We start from the raw sequence: 17991 nt of genomic DNA on the forward strand, positions 1-17991 counted from the left end.
AAATATCTGTCCACTCCGCAGTCCTTATTCTCGGACAGCGGAGTGGGAGGGGCTTTTATTTCAATACCTCGGCCAGTTTTTTCTGAATTTCGTCGCCATGCAGTCCGCGTGCAAGGATGGTTCCTTCACCGTCAATCAGTACGGTGTGGGGGATGCTGCTTACGGCATAGAGTTGAGCGCCTTCGCAGTTCCAGTATTTCAGGTCGGACATTTGCGGCCAAGTGATGTTCAGCTTCTTGATGGCGTCTTTCCATGCATCGGCGCTTTGGTCCAAAGACACACCCACGATTTCGAAGTTCTTCTTCTTGTATTTGGCATAAGCGTCTACCAGATTCGGCATTTCGCGACGGCATGGTCCGCACCAGCTTGCCCAGAAATCAACGAGCACTACTTTGCCTTTGCCCACGTAGTCGGACAGCTTCACGGTTTTGCCTTCCGGAGTCTGCATTTCGAAGTCCGTAAACTTCTGGCCTACGGCCGTGGCTTTCATTTTCTTTACGTTATTCTTGATTTTGACGATGGTTTCGTCGTTGTCGAAAGCGGCGGGAATCTGCGGCATAAGCGGGTCAAGCTCTTCCACGCTCATGTAGTAATAGTTCTGCTTGAGCATCTGCACGCCTACGGGGTTGGCGATATTCTTGTTGATTCCGGCTTTGATGGCTTCTATCATCTTCTCCTCCAAGCTTTCCATCTCCTTGTTGTTGGCTTCGCGCTGTTCATCGGTCAGGGTGGTGTCCGACATGGATTCGTAGATGGTCATCATCTGTTTGCTCAGCCCGTTGACTTGCGTCCTGATTTCCTGATAGGTGTCGTTGTTTACCGTACCCGTGGCCGAGTTGTTTCCTTCGGACAGCTTGATGTTGATTTTGCCGTTTTCGAGGAAGAAGTCGATGGTTGCTCCTTCTTTGCCTTCTGCCTTATAAGAGATGTAGCGGTTTACGGCAGTGTCTTGCTTACCTTTGAAGGTAAACGTTCCGCCTTTGATGGTGGTAGAGTCCAGTTTCACGAATTGGCGTCCTTCCACACTTCCCAGATACACGGTGTCGCCGTCGGCTGCACCATCTACGGTTCCGGTTACGGTGTAACCTTTGTTTTCGCCGTTACAAGCTGCAAACACAGCGGCAGCAGCCAGTAGATAAGTAAACTTTTTCATGCTATTCTTTTTTTGAAAAATAATATAGCGACAAAGATAATAAATAAAAATCCTCTCCGACATGAACCGGAGAGGATTTTATCGTTTTAATCCTATTTTAGAATAAACTTTTGCTTATTATTCAGCAGCAGTTTCTTCAGCAGGGGCTTCTTCGGCTGCGGGAGCCTCTTCTGCGGGTGCTTCGGCTGCGGCTTTGGCAGCTTCTTCGGCAGCTTTCTTTTCGGCCAATGCTTTGGCTTTTTCTTCGTTTATTTTCTTCTCGGCTGCCAGACGGGCTTTTGCATCAGCTTTCTTGGCTTCGTCTTCTTTTGCTTTCAGGGCAGCCAGACCGCTTTGTTTGTTGTTCTTCCAAGCTTCGAATTTAGCTTCGGCTTCGGCTTCGCCGAATGCACCTTTAGCCACACCGCCAAGGAGGTGTTTCTTCATGTAGACGCCTTCACGGGACAGGATGTTGCGAACGGTGTCGGTGGGTTGTGCACCTTTCAGCACCCAGTCGAGTGCGCGGTCGAATTTCAAATCTACTGTGGCAGGATTGGTGTTAGGATTATAAGTACCAATCTTTTCAATAAATTTACCATCACGTGGTGCTCTTACATCTGCAATCACGATGGAGTAGAAAGCGTAGCTTTTGCGTCCATGTCTTTGCAATCTGATTTTTGTTGCCATTTAATTAATAATGTTTTGGTTAATGATTTGAATTATGCTACTATCTCGTAATAGCGGCGCAAAGGTACGCTTTTTCTTTTGATTTGCAAAGGTATGCCTCCGTTTTTTTTCTTCGGACTGTTTTCCGGAGTATTTTTACAACGTCACACCCGTCTTGAAAATGGCTATTTCCTTGTACCCGTTCTTTTCGTTGTTCACGAATTCGCCGCTTGCCACCCGGATGATGTAGTCGATGAAGTGTTCGCAGGTTTTCTCCATCGGCTCGTTTTCGACGATTACTCCGGCGTTGAAATCAATCCATCCCGGCTTGTTCTTTGCCAGTGTGGAGTTGGTGGAAATCTTCATGGTGGGCACGTAGGTTCCGAACGGTGTGCCTCGTCCGGTGGTGAACAGCACCATGTGGCAACCGCACGAGGCGAGGGCGGTGGCGGCCACCAAATCGTTGCCCGGAGCGGACAGCAGGTTCAACCCTCTGACCTTTAAGCGTTCGCCGTACGGAAGCACTCCTTCCACGTAGCTTTTTCCGCATTTCTGCGTGCATCCCAGCGCTTTGTCCTCCAGCGTGGAGATGCCTCCCGCCTTATTGCCCGGCGAAGGGTTTTCGCCTACCGGTTCGCCGTGCGATAGGAAATATTCCTTGAAGTCGTTGATAAGCTTCACGGTCTCTTCAAATAATTCTTTGGTGCGGCAGCGATTCATCAGTATGGTTTCCGCGCCGAACATTTCGGGTACTTCCGTCAGCACGCTTGTACCACCTTGAGCCACCAGAAAATCGGAGAACATGCCCAGTAGCGGATTGGCCGTGATGCCGGAGAACCCGTCCGACCCGCCGCACTTCAAACCCACCCGCAGCTCGCTCAACGGGATGTCTTCGCGTTGGTCCCGACAGGCTTTGGCATAGAGTTCGCGCAGCAGCTTCATGCCTTCCTCGTACTCGTCGCCCACTTTTTGGGTCACCATGAATTTTACGCGCTCCGGGTCAAAATCTCCCAAAAACTCGCGGAACACGTCCGGCTGGTTGTTCTCGCATCCTAACCCCACCACGAGCACGGCTCCCGCATTGGGGTGCAACACCATGTCGCGCAGGATTTTCTTGGTGTTTTCGTGGTCTTCGCCCAACTGCGAACAGCCGTAGTTGTGCGGATAGGCCATGATTGCGTCCACTCCTTTGCCACCCGTTTCGCGGCGCAAGTCTTCGGCAAGTCGGTTGATGATGCCGTTTACGCAACCCACCGTGGGGATAATCCATAGCTCGTTTCGCACGCCCACATCGCCGTTCTTGCGTCGGTAGCCTTTGAAAGTCAGGTGCTTCTTCGGGATGTCCAAATCCGCATTTACGGGTCGGTAGGTATATTCCAGCAGTCCGGCGAGATTGGTCTTGATGTTGTGCTCGTTCATCCAGTCGCCCTTTCTTTGCGCTTTCGTCGCATGTCCTATGGGATAACCGTATTTGATGATGTCTTCGCCTGCTGCAAAATCTTTCAATGCAAATTTGTGTCCGGCAGGAATGTCTTCGTTCAGTGTGATTGTCATACCGTCCACGGTGATTGCTTCGCCTGACGACAGGGCAGAGATGGCTACCGCCACATTGTCGGCCGGGTTGATTTTCAAGTACTTTGTTTCCAACATGTCAGTCATTTTCTTTTTTTTGCGTTTCACCACTTACAACGTGCCGTTTGTCTGTGTGCTGTGCATCCGTTTTTTATTCGTGCGGCCGAATCGTACGTTGTCGGTTTGTAAATTCGGTTTATTTGTTATAGTAAAATTCGATATTCTCTTTGGTCAGCAGGTCGATGGGCATGAAGTGCTCTCTTGCAATTTCTTTTTTCAGGATGAGATGCTCGCACAGCGCCCTGATGCCGTCGAACCCTTGCAGCGTGGGCTGCTGTGCAATGAGGAAGAAGATGCTTCCCTGCTTCAGGCAGTCTACATTGCGTTGCAGCAAGTCATAACCCATGAGGTTGAAGTCCTGCTTGTGTTTCTTCAGCAGATATTCGCCGATGATGTAGGCTTTGGAGTTGAAAGTGATTCCGTTCTTCACGGTGGGATGCTTCACGAAAAACTCGTCCAGCATCTGCGTATCCTCGCTGTCGCGTTTGGCGTGCAGGTCCAGCTCCCGGATGCGGCAGGCGGGATGATGTTTCTGCATGTACTCTCTGAATCCTATCTCGCGGCGTTCCTGTTGGTTAGACCCCACGATACCTTCGTTGATCTTGCGGAAAATGACCACCTCCCCCGCATCTTCGCCGGCCAATAGCATCAGCATGCGGGCTGCGAAATAGCCGCTTTGGTGCGAGTCTTGCCCGAAGAAAGAGAGGGCTGGTTCTTCCTTGATATTGGAGTCTATATATATATAAGGTATACCTTGCAGGTTCAAATCCTCGGTGAAGGACTTTGTATATTGCGGAATGGTGGGGGCAAACATCACACCGTCCGGTTTCTGTTCCATGATTCGTCCCGATGCTTCCGCAAACGAATGATAGTCATACGGGTCGTAGTAGGATATCTGCACGGCAACGTTGAAGTCCGAATAAGTCTCCACCGCATTGTATATTCCGGTTTCCACATCCGTCCAGTACTCTCCTTTTTCGTGCTGTGGCAGCAGGCAGGCGAAGGCATACTTCTTGTTCGAGGCCAATGCGCTGGCATACATGTTGGGCTGATAATCCAGCTGCTTCAATATTTCCTCCACCCGTTTGCGGCTGGCTTCGGAAACGCCGCTACGCCCGTGAATCACACGGTCTACGGTTCCCACCGATACGTCCGCCAGTTTGGCTATATCTTTTATTCTGATTCTTTCCATCTGTTTCCTCGTTTTCTGTTTGATGGTTTGGTATTTGTGTCCGCGCACAATAATAATTTTGATATTTTGGAGACAAATATATGATAATTTTTTGTATTTCAAAAATTGTTGTATCTTTGTGCTCGCACACGAAAGGCGTGTGCGGCAAGTCTTACTCTTGGTTTATTCTTCATGTTTACAGTAGTTTAAGGCATTATATGGCTTTGGAATGATAATTTGAAAGGAAATGAAATAAATTCATATTAAAATAAAAACATAAAAAGATTATGGGAAAGAAAGTAGTTACATTGGGTGAAATCATGTTGAGACTGTCTACTCCGGGCAACACCCGTTTCGTGCAGTCCGATTCTTTTGATGTGGTATATGGCGGAGGTGAGGCCAACGTGGCTGTCAGTTGTGCCAACTACGGACATGACGCTTATTTTGTAACCAAGTTGCCGAAACATGAAATCGGTCAGTCGGCCGTGAATGCGTTGCGCAAGTATGGCGTAAAGACGGACTTCATTGCACGCGGCGGCGACCGTGTGGGCATCTATTATCTTGAAACCGGAGCTTCCATGCGTCCCAGCAAGGTAATATACGACCGTGCCCACTCTGCCATTGCCGAAGCCGAGGCGACGGATTTTGATTTCGACGCCATCATGGAAGGCGCCGACTGGTTTCACTGGTCGGGCATCACACCCGCCATTTCCGACAAAGCAGCCGAACTGACCCGTTTGGCTTGCGAAGCCGCCAAGCGCCACGGTGTCACGGTTTCTGTCGACCTCAATTTCCGCAAAAAACTCTGGACGAAAGAAAAGGCGCAATCCATCATGAGACCCCTGATGCGATATGTAGACGTTTGCATCGGCAATGAAGAAGATGCCGAACTCTGCCTCGGTTTCAAGCCCGATGCCGATGTGGAGGGTGGAAAGACGGACGCCGAAGGCTATAAAGGCATCTTCAAGGCGATGGCCAAGGAGTTTGGTTTCAAGTATGTCATCTCCACCTTGCGTGAGTCGTTCTCGGCCACACACAACGGTTGGAAAGCAATGATATATAATGGCGAAGAATTTTATGAATCGAAACGGTATGATATCGACCCCATTATCGACCGTGTGGGCGGCGGCGACTCTTTCTCCGGCGGAATCATCCACGGGCTGCTGACGAAGTCCAATCAGGGTGAGGCCCTCGAATTTGCTGTGGCCGCTTCGGCCTTGAAGCATACCATCAACGGAGACTTCAACCTTGTTTCCGTAGAGGAGGTAGAGGCGTTGGCCGGTGGCGATGCAAGCGGGCGCGTGCAGAGATAAAATGCCGGCAGTCAGACAGTTTGCTGTTTGATTGCCGGGAAAATCGTCACTCGGAAATCAAGCACACAGTAAAAAGTTTGAAGAACGCATACCCCGAACATTTAAAATATAGAAAGTTGTAAATTCGTCAAATAGTAAATAAAGTAAGATGGCAAAATTTGATAAAATAGCAGTGTTGAATAAAATCGGCTCTACCGGAATGGTACCCGTTTTCTATCATAAAGACGCGGAAGTTGCAAAGAAAGTGGTGAAGGCTTGCTACGATGGCGGCGTTCGTGCTTTCGAGTTCACCAATCGCGGCGATTTTGCTCACGAAGTCTTTGCAGAAGTTGTGAAGTTCGCGGCAAAAGAGTGTCCCGAAATGGCCATGGGGGTAGGATCCATTGTCGATCCGGCAACGGCAGCCTTGTATTTGCAGTTAGGAGCATGCTTCGTTGTAGGCCCGTTGTTCAATCCGGAGATAGCCAAGGTTTGCAACCGTCGTCTGGTGGCCTACACTCCGGGATGTGGCAGCGTATCCGAAGTGGGTTTTGCTCAAGAAGCGGGCTGCGACCTTTGCAAGGTCTTTCCCGGCGATGTGCTCGGCGCCAAACTGGTGAAAGGTCTGCTGGCCCCGATGCCGTGGAGCAAACTGATGGTGACCGGCGGTGTAGAGCCCACACAGGAAAACCTCACTTCATGGGTGAAGGCCGGCGTGTTCTGTGTAGGTATGGGCTCTAAACTCTTCCCGAACGATAAGGTGGCTGCCGAAGACTGGGCCTACGTCACAGACAAATGCAAGGAAGCGTTGGGATATATTGCGGAAGCAAGAAAATAATCCGGAGATGCGAAATCTTCGGGATTAGATGAGAAATCATTTTGTTTAAAGGTGTTTAAAGGAGACAACCATCGAGGTGCTTCGGCGTTTCGATGGTTCGTCTTTTTTTTTGGGGGGGGAAGTATTATTTAAGCTGAAAATGTTTATAAGTGTAAACTGTACTCCTCATGCGTGAAACAATGTTATAAAAAGGGCGAAAAATACACTTGTTGTTTTTACGCACGAAAAATAATCTTACCTTTGCAGTGCAGTTGAGAAACTGTATTTGGATTTGAAGAAAAAGCCTGTTGAGGTTTCATTCGGCATTCAATGCTCCAAAGAGGGGTGCTGATAAGAAAAAATGGATAGGCTTTTTAGAATAAGATAAGTTTTTGTAATAGGTAAAAAGATTTGTAGATATTTTCCTTTCATAAGGAATGCTTTTAAGTTTGTGACAAACGATTTTCGGTTTTGTAATAGGTTGATTAGTTAAGGTAAAAAGATAGTGACTTTTGTTTTTTTAATAGGTTGATTAGTTTGTTTTTTAGGTAGAAAGAAAGATTGATTTTAGGTAACAATTTTTTTTGATGCAATTAAAAAAGAAAAGCCTTTAAGGCTTTTCTTACAGTGGCGAGGGGTTCGTGAGAATTTTCTCGTTTTTTTATTATATAGATGAAGTTTTTTTTTATTGTTTGAGTAGTATTTACGTTCTTTTCCCTATATTTGTTTCTTGATATATGGGCAAGGAGCCTTAATCTCCTCTAAAAAGTTTAACAAGTATATAAATTGGCTCACATTCTGCATACAATAGATTGGCTTCTATACATAGTTTTTGGAATAAACATATTGTATTTATTAGTCTACAGCGTGGCTTCTTGCCGTCGCCCCCTTCCTTTATCTTCCAAAGCATCGTTACGGAAACGTTTTGCCATCCTCATTCCCGCTTATCGCGAAGACGCTGTGATACACGATTGTGTTCATTCCTGTCTGGAGCAAGACTATCCCCTTGAGAGTTACGATATCGTGGTTATTTCCGACCGCATGCAGCCCGAAACCAATGCCTCTCTCGCTTCGATGCCCATTCGTTTGGTTGAAGTCAATTTCGAGCATAGCACCAAGTCCAAGGCCTTGAATGCCGGTATGGCTGCCATTGGCAATGAATATGACATTGCCCTTGTGCTCGATGCCGACAATGTAATCCCTTACAACTATTTGAGCGACATCAACGACTTTTTCGCCCAACCGGGTGTGGAAGTGGTGCAGACCCACCGTGTCGCCAAGAACTTGAATAGCGACATGGCTTTTTTGGATGCTATCAGTGAAGAGATAAATAACTCCATCTTCCGTCTCGGACACGTCAATTTGGGGCTCTCTGCTGCTCTGATAGGGTCGGGCATGGCTTTCCGTTACGACTTATTTTGCGACACCATGACCCGAATTAAGGCGGTGGGTGGCTTTGACCGTGAACTGGAGCTGACTTTGCTCTATGGTGGCAAGCGTTTTCACTATTTGCCCGATACGTTTGTGTTCGACGAAAAGATTCAGAACGTTGACGACTTTTCCCGCCAGCGTCGCCGTTGGCTTTCGGCCCAATGGTATTATTGTCGGAAATTTTCCGGTCATCTGGGCAGGGCCATCATCGACCGTAACTGGGACTTTTGCGATAAATTCTTCCAACAGCTTTCCATCCCCCGCTTATTGTTGTTGGGCTTCACATTTCTTTTGTCCCTACTTGTCACCTTTTTCTGCTGGCAATGGGGGATGAAGTGGTGGCTGCTGTTGACGTTGCTGTTTGTGGCATTGATGCTGGCCGTTCCCCGCAGGCTGTGTACCAGTCGTTTGGCCATGGCTCTTCAGAAACTACCCCACACCTTTTGGTTGATGGCGGGCAATCTCTTCAAACTACGTGGGGCCAACAAAAATTTTATCCATACCAAGCATGGCATGACGGGGAAATAGAGACCGAATTTGTATATTGAGAATCATGATATACGGAAAAATTACTTTAGAGAATTGGCGTACAGCCCTCGTAGAGGGCGAAGAGCCGGAATCTTCCTTTGAGAGTTATAATCTGAAAGTTTACTTTTATGGCACGCTGCATAATCGGGATATGCTTCAGGCAACTCCCGACGACACCAATGCCAAGCTTGCCGCCGATGTTTATTTGCGCGATCCGGCATTGGGCTTTTCTCTTTTAGACGGTTCGTTTACCATCGTCTACTACTCCGAAAACGAATGCGGAGTGGTGCGCGACCGTCATGGCACACATTATCCTATATATTGTATGGCTGATGGAGACTTTTCCTCTTCCTGGCAGGAATTGAAAAAGCGTTGGAGAATGAAAACCGGGGAATACTTATGCTATAATGAATCCGCTTTGATTGGTTTTCTTCAGCGGGGCATTTTGGGGCATGGAGAAAGTTGTTGGCATGGGATATACTCTTTGGTTGCCGGCGAGAAAGTCTGCATGATGACAGAGGCCGGAGTTATAAGATCTTTTATAGTACCGGCTAAACACGACCAGGGCATAAACTCTTCTCTTCCCACTTTGGAGATGCTGAAGAAAAGCTTCCCTTCTGTGTATGAAGAAACGAAAGAAAAGGTCGGCAAGCTGATGGCGAAGTCTGTCTCTCCTGGTGGTTACCGGGTTGTTACGGATAGGAATCCGGATTTGGAATCCCTCTCCAGACGCTATGGCGAATTGCATGTAGAGGCCATCAAACGTCGCATCGGAGACAGCCGCCGGGTGGGCATCCTTTTAAGCGGAGGCTACGATTCGGGGGCCAACCTTGCCGCCCTGCGCAGTTTTTATGATGGGCAGATCGACTCCTATTCGGTAGGCTTCAAAGGCGACACGTGGACGGAGTTGCCCATGGCTCGCCTGATGTCCGAAACCTTTGGCACCCGGCACCACGAGTACGAGATTGACGGCACGGAAATCACTGCCTTGCCCGATATTGTCCGTTTCTTGGGCGAGCCTTTTGTTGAAGGCGGGCTGATGGTGAACTATTGCGCCATGCGCATGATAGGCGATGACAAGCCCGACGTCGTTCTGGGTGGCGACGGCAGCGACCAATATTTCGGCACTTCGGGTCGCGAAGTGGCATTGCACTATCTTGCCGCACGTACAGGTATGCTTCCATTGATGAAAGGAATGGGACGTTTGCTCGACCGTGACTCTTTCGATACGGGAGACAAGCTTTCGCGCATTCGTTTCCACATGGACAAGATACTGCATGTGTTGGAGGGCGAGCGTTTCGGCTTCTCCGATTCGGCATTGCGTGCTTTTATGCAATGTCCCACAGATTTCCATCCGGCAGTACCTCCCCGGTCGGATATCCGCAGTTTCGAGCATCTGTACACACAACATGCCAGAATCTCCGATTTGGAGATTGTCATCAACCGCATCATCCTCTTCAAGGCTTCCCGCATGGCCCGTATGTTCAATAATAACCTGACGTTTCCTTTTATGGACTTGGAACTTTACCGTTTCTTGCAAGAGTTGCCGGTAGGGTTGAAGTGTAAGGGCGACAGTGTGTTGGATATTGCGCGAGGGCGTTGCACGTCTAAGTTTCTGCTGAAGCATCACTACAAACCCTTGTTGCCCGAAGCCATCACTTCGCGCAAGAAGCAAGGTGGTTTTGCTCCCATGCCTTTGTTCTTCCGCAACGATGCGCTGCGTGCCCGTTTCAAGGAGTTCATCCTATCTTCCGGCATATACTGCGAATACCTTCGTCAAGACACCGTGGAGAAGTTCCTTACAGGCTACGACCGCGAGGCCGGACAGGAAAACAGTTGGTTCTGGCATCGTCAAAACAAGGCATTGCAATATTTCAATCTGCTGACGCTTGTCACGTGGTGGGAAGAGTTTATAGAAAAGAAAGAGGTGAAATTTGATTGATGTCAATAGATTAATCTTTAGAGGAAACAGATGTCCGTAAAAAACTTGGCTGCCAAAGGTTTGATCTGGAATGCAATTGAACGATTCTCATCTCAGGGCATTCAATTCATTCTTACCATCATCATAGCCCGTATATTGTCGCCTGACGATTATGGGCTTGTGGCCATGCTGGGCATTTTTATGGCAATTACACAAACCATTGTCGATAGCGGATTCAGCAATGCCTTGATTCAGAAAAGAAACCGGACGGAAGCGGATTACAGCACAATGTTCTATTTCAATATCGTAGTTTCGATATTAATGTACGGCTTGCTTTTTGCTTCCGCTCCGTGGATTGCCGGATTTTATAACCGGCCGGAATTGATAAACCTTGTTCGCATCTTGGCTCTTGTATTGATTACCAATTCGTTGGGGGTGGTTCAAATGACCCGTCTCACTATTGCGCTTGATTTTAAAAAGCTGGCTATTGCGTCATTGATAGGCGTTGTTGTTGGCGGTTCTTTGGGCATTTGGATGGCCTATCATGGCTATGGTGCTTGGACCTTGGTCTTTCAGTTGCTATCGGGCAATCTGTTTTGGGGCATGGCCTTGTGGCTGTTTACCCGTTGGGTGCCTAAGAGGAGTTTTTCATGGGCATCGTTCCGTGAGCTTTTTTCATTCGGCTCCAAGCTGCTTTTCTCAAGCCTGCTTCATTCGCTGTATACCCACATGTATTCGTTGGTAGTGGGTAAGGCGTTCGACGCCTCTACGCTTGGCTATTTTAACCGATCGTACACGTTGGGACAGTTTCCTGTGCAGAACTTTGGCAACATTGTGCATAAGGTGCTTTATCCCATCCAGTGCCGCTATCAGGATGAGCGTGAGAAGTTCAATCAGCTGTTTGTCAGTTATTTGCGGATATCCGGATTTGTGTTATTCCCGTTGATGGTTGGTTTTGCCGTTTTGGCAGAACCGATGATACTGCTGCTCTTAAAGGAGAAGTGGCTGCCTGCGGCGCCGTTATTCCGGATTATCTGCCTGTCGATGATGTGGCTTCCGATGATGCAGGCCAATGTCTCGGTGTTGGATGCCAAGGGGCGGAGCGATCATCATCTGCAAGCAGAAATTATAAAAAAAATCTTGGCAGTACTCATATTATTGTTTACTTTGCAATTCAGCATTGAAATTGTTTGTTGGGGTATGCTGGTTTATTCCTTCGTCGACTTGTCGGTTATTATAGCTTATTCGCGTAGGCTGACTTCAGTGGGCTATAAGGAACAGTTCAGGATATTGGCCCCTTCGCTCATTTTGTCCTTCGTGATGGGAGGGTTTGTGTATGGAGTCACATTCATTATAGATTCCGCCGCATGCAAGTTGCTTGTCGGTGCAGGAGCCGGATTAGGTTTTTATCTTCTTTCCGCTCATTTGTTGAAACTCCAAGAATTTAAGCTTCTGATATCCTTTCTGAAAGGAGATCGTAATGAAAGAAACTGATAGTCCCACCTAAAAAAAGAGGATTATGAAGATGAAGATAGCATATTGTATACCTGCGCTTTATTATCCCAGCGGGATGGAGCGGGTGCTTACCATGAAGGCTAATTATTTGGCTCGTCAGGGACATGAGATACATATCATCATCACCGACGGGGGAGATAAGAAACCATATTTCCCGTTGGACGAATCAGTGAGAGTGCACCAGCTCAACATTGATTTTGAGGAGCCTTACAAGCATTTTCTTCTTTGCCGCTTATGGCTTTACCGGCAGAGAATGTATAAACTGAAAGAAAGGCTGAGTGTTTGTTTGTCTCATATCCAACCGGACATCACCATCTCCTTGTTGCGCCGCGACATAAATATTATTGATAGGATGAAAGACGGCAGCATCAAAATAGGTGAGATCCATTTCGACCGTTTGCATTACAGGTATTTCAATGCACGGTGGCTGCCTTCGGTGCTAAACTCTTATATACAGCGGCGTTGGATGGGCAATCTGGTACGCGAATTGCGTAAACTTTCTAAATTCGTCGTGTTGACCTATGAGGATCTCGCGTATTGGACGGAGCTGGACAATGTGATGGTGATACCAAATCCGGCTTCGTTTTTCCCCGACCGGGTGTCGGATTGCCGTAACAAGCAAGTGATAGCCGTAGGGCGATATGTTGAGCAAAAAGGTTTCGACCGGCTTATTCCGGCTTGGCGACAGGTGATAGACAAGCATCCTGACTGGGTGCTGAAGATTTATGGGGACGGTCGCCTGCGAAACCAGTTGCAACATCAGATAGAGAAGTTGGGGTTGTCCGAGCATTGCATACTGGAAAAACCGGTATCTGATATCATTACGAAATATCAGGAAAGTTCTATTTTCGTGTTGAGTTCCCGGTTCGAGGGAGTATCCCTTGTGATGATGGAAGCAATGGCATGCGGCTTGCCGGTGGTGGCATATGCTTGTCATTGCGGCCCGCGCGATGTGATATCCGAGGAGGTGGACGGATTGTTGGTGCCCGAGGGCGATATCGACGGGCTGGCAGAAGCGATGAGCAGGTTGATAGAAGATGAGGGGCTTCGGATGGAAATGGGTAAAAACGCCCGTGTGAAAGCAGAAAAATATGATATAGACAGTATAGGGAAACAGTGGATTGATTTGTTCGAATCATTATTGGAAGAAAGGAGAAAACGGCTATGAGGTGGTATGAGAAATACATGCAAGTCTATGAAAAAAGCTACGATGAAGAGGCTTTCAGAGGAATCGTTTCCGAGGTTAGAGGCAACCTGCAGAAGTTGCAGAGCGAGGCTCCTTTGGTCACGGTTTCCGTTATAGCTTATAATGAAGAGAAACACTTATTGGCATGCCTATGGGCTTTGAGCGACCTGAAGACCAAATATCCGATAGAAATTATAGGAGTGAACAATGACTCGAAAGACAGAACGGCTGAGATATTCAAGGCTTCGGGCATTCCCTTCTATACCGAGTTTCAGCACAGTTGCGGCCATGCACGTTTGTGCGGCATGTCTCATGCCAAGGGCAAGTATCATATAAATATAGACGCAGACACGCTTTACCCTCCCTGTTATGTTGATACGGTGATTGATTTGATGGAGCGCTCGCCAAAGGTTGTGGCGGTGAGTGCCAATTGGGGTTACATCCCCAGCGAGCACTATTCGAGGTTGGACATGGTGCTGTATGAGGCGCTCCGTAATTTATACCTCCGTTTGCAAGCTATCAAGCGTCCGGAATTAAGTGTCCGCGGGTTGGTTTTCTCCTATCGGACCGAGGAAGCCCGTAAGGTAGGCATCCGGGTGGATATTATTCGTGGTGAAGACGGGACGCTGGCTTTCGGCCTGCGCAAATACGGCAAGATAGCCTTTTTGTATGGCAGCAAAGCACGTGCCGTCACAGGTTACGGCACTATTGGAGAGGGAATGTTGTGGAAGCGTTTCTGGTTGCGGGTAAAACAAATCTTAAGCAAGGGCAAGGGTTTTTTCTTTGCAGCCAAGAAGTATGAAGACATGGAGCATAACTTGGTAGATAAACAAAAGAAAGGGTAGGAAACAGCACTCTGTGAAATGCAGGACGCAGACCGACGCCAGTGCGTAAAAGAGCTGACGTGGTCTGCGTTTTTTTTGTTTTGTGTTTCACCATCTTTCTTTCTTCACCTCGAAGCAAGGGCATTGCTTGGTCCATTCCATCGGTTCGATTTCGCCGTTGTGGTTCAGGTCGGGACTGAGGTCGCGGTGTCCTACGACTTTTGCACCCGGATAGTCGGACAGCAGCACCCTGACGAGGACGCGTAGCGAGTGGCGTTGCCATTCGGTTCGCGTGTCTTTGGGGTTGCCGTAGTGGTCCAGACCGCCTTCATAGCACACGCCGATGGAGTGGGCATTGTGCCCACGGGCGTGGATGCCGACCCTCTCGACCGGGCGTGTGGTAAGGATGCGGCCGTCGCGACGGATGTAGAAGTGATAGCCTGTGCCGTCAAATCCGCGTCGACGATGTGCCGCCTCCAGAGCTTGCTCGGTAAAGGGACGGTCCTCGCACGTGGCGCTGCAATGTATCACGATCAAATCAATGCGTCTCATCGCCGTTACAAATTTGAGCCTGTCATGGCGTGTGTGCTGAAGGCACCCAGCAAGGCGGAGGCCAAAGCAATGATCAGTTTCAACACATTGTCCCAAGTAGTAGATTTTTGTTTCATGGTTTTTAGAGAATTAGTTTGTGGTTAGTGGTTAGTGGTTAGTGATTGGCGGTCAGTGGCTTGCCGGGCACTGACCGCCAATCGTTCATCGCTCTTCATCATCCTAACGGGTTTTCGTTCTGGCCTCCTTCCGAAACGGAGCCGCCGGAAGTTTCGCCGGAATTACCGGAGGTTCCGCTGCCGGCGGACGGGTTGTTGCCGGAGGGTTTGGAGGGCTCTTCGGACACGAGTTCGAAGACGATGTTGTTGGGTGCGCCTTTGGTGGTGGCATTGCTGTCGTTTACCAGGCGGAAAGCGTTGGCCACGCGGAAGCGGATGTTGACGCGCTCGATGTTTTTCACCGTGCAATCTTTGGCCGCTTCGCTGGTACGGCATCTGAAGGTGGTGTGGAAGATGCCGAAGCCGTCCAGCTGGACACTGTTGCCGTCGGTCAGGGTTTGGCGCATTTGGCGGATGATGGCTTTGCCCACGTGCTCCACGTCTTCGGCCGACATGCCGCCGAGGGCTTCGATGTCTTGTGCCAGACGGCTGAGGTTGAAGATTTTAGCATCTTTGGGCTTGCGCTTCAGGGTGTAGACCATGGGCGACCGGGCATCTCCGATTTTTTTGCGACGCATGCTGCGTACTACTAATGCTGTTGACATGATAATTGAGTGTTTTCTTAAATGTTTTGTTATAAATGGTTTCTCTGTGCGAAACGGCGGGGCGGGGGAGATGTCTCTGCAGCGAATCTGTCCGCTTCGTTTCGTTGGTGCAAAGATAGGAAGCCGCTTGGGGAGGGAAGGAGGTTCGGAGAGGTTGGCGGAGGTTCGGAGAGGATAAGGGAGGATATGGTTGCATCTAACCACTACACATATCATGTGGGTGGCTGATATTTGAACAGAAAAGGAAGAGTAAGTTCTTTTAGTGTTCGGAATATCGCTGTTTCTATCGGCATTTGGGAGCTCTGTGGTAAACTTTAGGGTCTCCTTGCATCTCTTCACGGTTCGCCCAGCGCGTCGACGATGAGCTTCACTTGTGCCGGGGTGTAGTGCCTGCTTGTGGGGCGCAAGCCGGTGGCCATGAGGCGTTGTTCCAGTCCGGGAGAGGTGTGTATCCACTTGTTGAAGCGGTTGACGGCCGTCTGCTGGCACACGTTGGGGAGGTAGAGCGAGGCGAGTTCGCCCTTCCCGTAGCTGTGTATCGGGAAGGGGGACTCGGACAGTAGTTCTGCGGTTTTTCCGGTTTGCATGTCTGTTGTTTTATTTTGTATTTATTATTGATACAAATGTAGTGATTATTCATTGAATAACCTACCGTTTTCGGCAATATTTTTCAGCCAATTTTCGTTGTCGAAGCGTGTGTTCACGGGGCCCGGACGGTCGCCGTCGGGGGTGCGGACGATGTCTTCCTCGCAGGGCCAGTAGCGGCCGTTCAGCAGGTTGTAGACGAAGGAGGCCGAGGTGTGTGCCCTGCCCAGATGCTTGAAGCGCACCTTGTCGACGTAGACGGTGACCATCTGCTTGTCGTCGTTGCGGTCTACGGCCAGGCAGTAGTCGGCCATGTTGCCGAAGTCGGCCGAGCCGTTGATGTCGTTCATCTCCACGCGGCGCAGTTGGCCGTTGTCGGTGCGGTTCACCTTGCGGGGGTGCACCACGAGGATGACGAGGCATTTGTTTTGCGTGGCAAACCGCCCTATCTTGCGCAGCGTGGAGCGGATGTTGAGCAGCTCGGAGTCGCCCGTGGAGGCGGGAGGTGTTTCGAGGCGGTTCATGGGGTCGATGACGACGATGCGCACACCCCTGCGGCGCACCACCTGACGGGCTTTTTCCAGCACGTGGTCGATGGTGTAGCTTTCGTCGCCGGGCAGGATGTGCACGATGTTGTCCGTCAGCCAGCGTTCGGCGTGGTCGAAGAGGGCTTCGGTGAGGCCTCCGTCGATGTGGAAGCGCTTGCCCGTGAGTTTTTCTATCAGTTTGGACTGGTGGTAGACGATGGGCATGTTTTCGGGGCTGAAGTAGGCCACTTTCCACTCGTGGCGCAGGCAGAGGCGCAGGGCCAGTTCGTCGATGAACTCCGACTTGCCGTCGCCGGGGCGTCCGGTGACGATCATGAGGCGTCCCGGCTCGAAGGTGCAGTTGCGGTCGAGGTTGTCCCAGCCCGTGTCGGCGCCTTGCTGCAGGCCGTTTTCGTAGAGGGTGCGGAGGTCGTCGTGGCACTCTTGCGCGGTGAAGATGCCCTCCAGAGGCACTTCTTCGGCTTGTTCGAGGCAGATGCGCAGGCTCTCGGCGCCGTACTTCACGAGGTGTTCGTTGGCATCCTTGCAGCCGGGGCCGAAGTGCACCGTGCGGCAGCGTTCGGCACCGAGCCGGCGGATGAGTTCTTGGCGCAGCAGCATTCCGGCGGCGTCTTCGTCCACGGCGATGCAGATGCTCTGCTTGTCCTCGAAGTGGGTGTCGATGAAGCGGTCGAGCCACGTCAGGTTGGCGTTGGCGCCCGATGGCACGGAGATGACGTCCCTGCGTCCGGCGGCCATGCACGAGGCGGCGTCGAACTCGCCCTCGGTGATGATGCACTGCGGGGTGCCCAGTATGCCGTCGATGTTGTAGGGGATAAGCTCGGCGCCGCTCACCATCATGAAGTGCTTCTGCGCGCTGCGGTACTTGGTGTTGACCAGCGTGCCGTTCTCGAAGTAGTTGAAGCAGATGCAGTTCTCCTCGCGGTTGTCGGCCGGCATGCGCCGGCGCTCTTCGGTGATGCGCAGTTCGGCCAGCAGGCTCTGGGGCAGGCAGCGTGTCTCGGTCCAGTAGCGTTCCAGCCGTTCGCTGAGCTGCATCTTCGAGGGGTCGAACACGGGGCGGCGGAAGTGTTGCGGCGGGCGGACGGCTTGCGTGCGTTGCTGCAACCGGAGGCTGTGCTCGCGGCGGGCGCGCTCTTCGGCTTCGTCGGGCACGTAGAAGCTCCAGCCGCAGTGGTGGCATTTGCACAGTCCGAGGTCTAAGTTCACGGAGAGCGATTTGTCTCCTTTGTGCCTGCGCGTGTCGTTGCATTGCGGGCAGACGGTTTTCACTTTGCCGCTGTTGCGGCCGCGGGTGTCGATTCCATACTTGTGATAGTTTCTCATAATAATTTCGTTTTATTTTTACAAAAAAAAGATTTGGTTCGTAGGTGTGCGGGGCGGACTCCGGGGGAGGGGTGTCGTCTGCAAGCCCGCATTTGGCGGCCTGCA

Annotated in this window: 16 protein-coding genes; 7 read left to right on the forward strand and 9 right to left on the reverse strand. The window is 50.1% G+C overall.

The features are described 5' to 3' along the window. Window positions 1-55 precede the first annotated feature (55 nt). From C3V43_RS02595 to C3V43_RS02610, 4 genes are all read right to left on the reverse strand, one after another. Complete coding sequence (locus C3V43_RS02595) at window positions 56-1153, reverse strand: TlpA disulfide reductase family protein (protein ID WP_106068469.1); 1098 nt, start codon at window positions 1151-1153, stop codon at window positions 56-58. A gap of 117 nt (window positions 1154-1270) precedes the next feature. Then, window positions 1271-1819, reverse strand: a complete 549-nt coding sequence (locus C3V43_RS02600; RefSeq protein ID WP_106068470.1) for a 30S ribosomal protein S16 — start codon at window positions 1817-1819, stop codon at window positions 1271-1273. 135 nt (window positions 1820-1954) lie between these two features. Next, entirely contained in the window at window positions 1955-3445 is a 1491-nt protein-coding gene (locus tag C3V43_RS02605; RefSeq protein ID WP_106070424.1) for a UxaA family hydrolase, read from the reverse strand. Between the two features lie 121 nt (window positions 3446-3566). Further along, window positions 3567-4622 carry a LacI family DNA-binding transcriptional regulator gene (locus C3V43_RS02610; protein WP_106070425.1) on the reverse strand — a complete coding sequence of 352 codons (1056 nt, stop codon included), beginning with the start codon at window positions 4620-4622 and terminating at the stop codon, window positions 3567-3569. A gap of 266 nt (window positions 4623-4888) precedes the next feature. Between C3V43_RS02610 and C3V43_RS02615 the strand changes: the two genes are divergently transcribed. From C3V43_RS02615 to C3V43_RS02645, 7 genes are all read left to right on the forward strand, one after another. Next, a complete protein-coding gene (locus tag C3V43_RS02615) occupies window positions 4889-5914 on the forward strand; it encodes a sugar kinase (RefSeq protein WP_106068471.1) in 1026 nt (341 codons plus the stop codon). Window positions 5915-6062: 148 nt separating this feature from the next. Further along, entirely contained in the window at window positions 6063-6731 is a 669-nt protein-coding gene (locus C3V43_RS02620) for a bifunctional 4-hydroxy-2-oxoglutarate aldolase/2-dehydro-3-deoxy-phosphogluconate aldolase (RefSeq protein ID WP_106068472.1), read from the forward strand. 765 nt (window positions 6732-7496) lie between these two features. Next, on the forward strand, window positions 7497-8669 hold the full coding sequence (locus C3V43_RS02625; protein WP_106068473.1) for a glycosyltransferase family 2 protein: 1173 nt from the start codon (window positions 7497-7499) through the stop codon (window positions 8667-8669). A 25-nt stretch (window positions 8670-8694) separates the two neighbouring features. Continuing rightward, a complete protein-coding gene (locus C3V43_RS02630) occupies window positions 8695-10611 on the forward strand; it encodes an asparagine synthase-related protein (protein ID WP_106068474.1) in 1917 nt (638 codons plus the stop codon). 30 nt (window positions 10612-10641) lie between these two features. Beyond that, the gene (locus tag C3V43_RS02635; protein WP_106068475.1) at window positions 10642-12084 is read left to right on the forward strand and encodes a lipopolysaccharide biosynthesis protein; all 1443 of its coding nucleotides are present in this window, start codon (window positions 10642-10644) and stop codon (window positions 12082-12084) included. Window positions 12085-12115: 31 nt separating this feature from the next. Then, the gene (locus C3V43_RS02640) at window positions 12116-13273 is read left to right on the forward strand and encodes a glycosyltransferase family 4 protein (protein WP_106070426.1); all 1158 of its coding nucleotides are present in this window, start codon (window positions 12116-12118) and stop codon (window positions 13271-13273) included. Then, window positions 13270-14136: a glycosyltransferase family 2 protein gene (locus C3V43_RS02645; RefSeq protein ID WP_106068476.1), complete on the forward strand. Its 867-nt coding sequence runs from the start codon at window positions 13270-13272 to the stop codon at window positions 14134-14136. Before C3V43_RS02640 ends, C3V43_RS02645 begins: the two co-directional genes overlap by 4 nt. 87 nt (window positions 14137-14223) lie before the next feature. Here the strand turns inward: C3V43_RS02645 and C3V43_RS02650 are convergent, their stop codons facing one another. From C3V43_RS02650 to C3V43_RS02670, 5 genes are all read right to left on the reverse strand, one after another. Continuing rightward, window positions 14224-14667: an N-acetylmuramoyl-L-alanine amidase gene (locus tag C3V43_RS02650; RefSeq protein WP_106068477.1), complete on the reverse strand. Its 444-nt coding sequence runs from the start codon at window positions 14665-14667 to the stop codon at window positions 14224-14226. A gap of 5 nt (window positions 14668-14672) precedes the next feature. Next, entirely contained in the window at window positions 14673-14783 is a 111-nt protein-coding gene (locus C3V43_RS14740) for a smalltalk protein (protein WP_164996211.1), read from the reverse strand. A gap of 98 nt (window positions 14784-14881) precedes the next feature. Next, window positions 14882-15427 (reverse strand): HU family DNA-binding protein, encoded by a 546-nt coding sequence (locus C3V43_RS02655; RefSeq protein WP_106068478.1) that lies wholly within the window; start codon window positions 15425-15427, stop codon window positions 14882-14884. Between the two features lie 335 nt (window positions 15428-15762). Beyond that, complete coding sequence (locus C3V43_RS02665; RefSeq protein WP_106068480.1) at window positions 15763-16014, reverse strand: DUF4248 domain-containing protein; 252 nt, start codon at window positions 16012-16014, stop codon at window positions 15763-15765. 45 nt (window positions 16015-16059) lie between these two features. Then, window positions 16060-17886, reverse strand: a complete 1827-nt coding sequence (locus C3V43_RS02670; RefSeq protein WP_106068481.1) for a bifunctional DNA primase/helicase — start codon at window positions 17884-17886, stop codon at window positions 16060-16062. Between the last annotated feature and the right edge of the window lie 105 nt (window positions 17887-17991).

Source organism: Prevotella heparinolytica (assembly GCF_002998535.1).
Taxonomy (GTDB): domain Bacteria; phylum Bacteroidota; class Bacteroidia; order Bacteroidales; family Bacteroidaceae; genus Bacteroides; species Bacteroides heparinolyticus.

Coding starts and splice junctions, on each gene's coding strand:
- C3V43_RS02595 (WP_106068469.1), bottom strand. CDS start 1,153: ATGAAAAAGTTTACTTATCTACTGGCTGCTGCCGCTGTGTTTGCAGCT.
- C3V43_RS02600 (WP_106068470.1), bottom strand. CDS start 1,819: ATGGCAACAAAAATCAGATTGCAAAGACATGGACGCAAAAGCTACGCT.
- C3V43_RS02610 (WP_106070425.1), bottom strand. CDS start 4,622: ATGGAAAGAATCAGAATAAAAGATATAGCCAAACTGGCGGACGTATCG.
- C3V43_RS02615 (WP_106068471.1), top strand. CDS start 4,889: ATGGGAAAGAAAGTAGTTACATTGGGTGAAATCATGTTGAGACTGTCT.
- C3V43_RS02620 (WP_106068472.1), top strand. CDS start 6,063: ATGGCAAAATTTGATAAAATAGCAGTGTTGAATAAAATCGGCTCTACC.
- C3V43_RS02630 (WP_106068474.1), top strand. CDS start 8,695: ATGATATACGGAAAAATTACTTTAGAGAATTGGCGTACAGCCCTCGTA.
- C3V43_RS02635 (WP_106068475.1), top strand. CDS start 10,642: ATGTCCGTAAAAAACTTGGCTGCCAAAGGTTTGATCTGGAATGCAATT.
- C3V43_RS02640 (WP_106070426.1), top strand. CDS start 12,116: ATGAAGATAGCATATTGTATACCTGCGCTTTATTATCCCAGCGGGATG.
- C3V43_RS02645 (WP_106068476.1), top strand. CDS start 13,270: ATGAGGTGGTATGAGAAATACATGCAAGTCTATGAAAAAAGCTACGAT.
- C3V43_RS02650 (WP_106068477.1), bottom strand. CDS start 14,667: ATGAGACGCATTGATTTGATCGTGATACATTGCAGCGCCACGTGCGAG.
- C3V43_RS14740 (WP_164996211.1), bottom strand. CDS start 14,783: ATGAAACAAAAATCTACTACTTGGGACAATGTGTTGAAACTGATCATT.
- C3V43_RS02655 (WP_106068478.1), bottom strand. CDS start 15,427: ATGTCAACAGCATTAGTAGTACGCAGCATGCGTCGCAAAAAAATCGGA.
- C3V43_RS02665 (WP_106068480.1), bottom strand. CDS start 16,014: ATGCAAACCGGAAAAACCGCAGAACTACTGTCCGAGTCCCCCTTCCCG.
- C3V43_RS02670 (WP_106068481.1), bottom strand. CDS start 17,886: ATGAGAAACTATCACAAGTATGGAATCGACACCCGCGGCCGCAACAGC.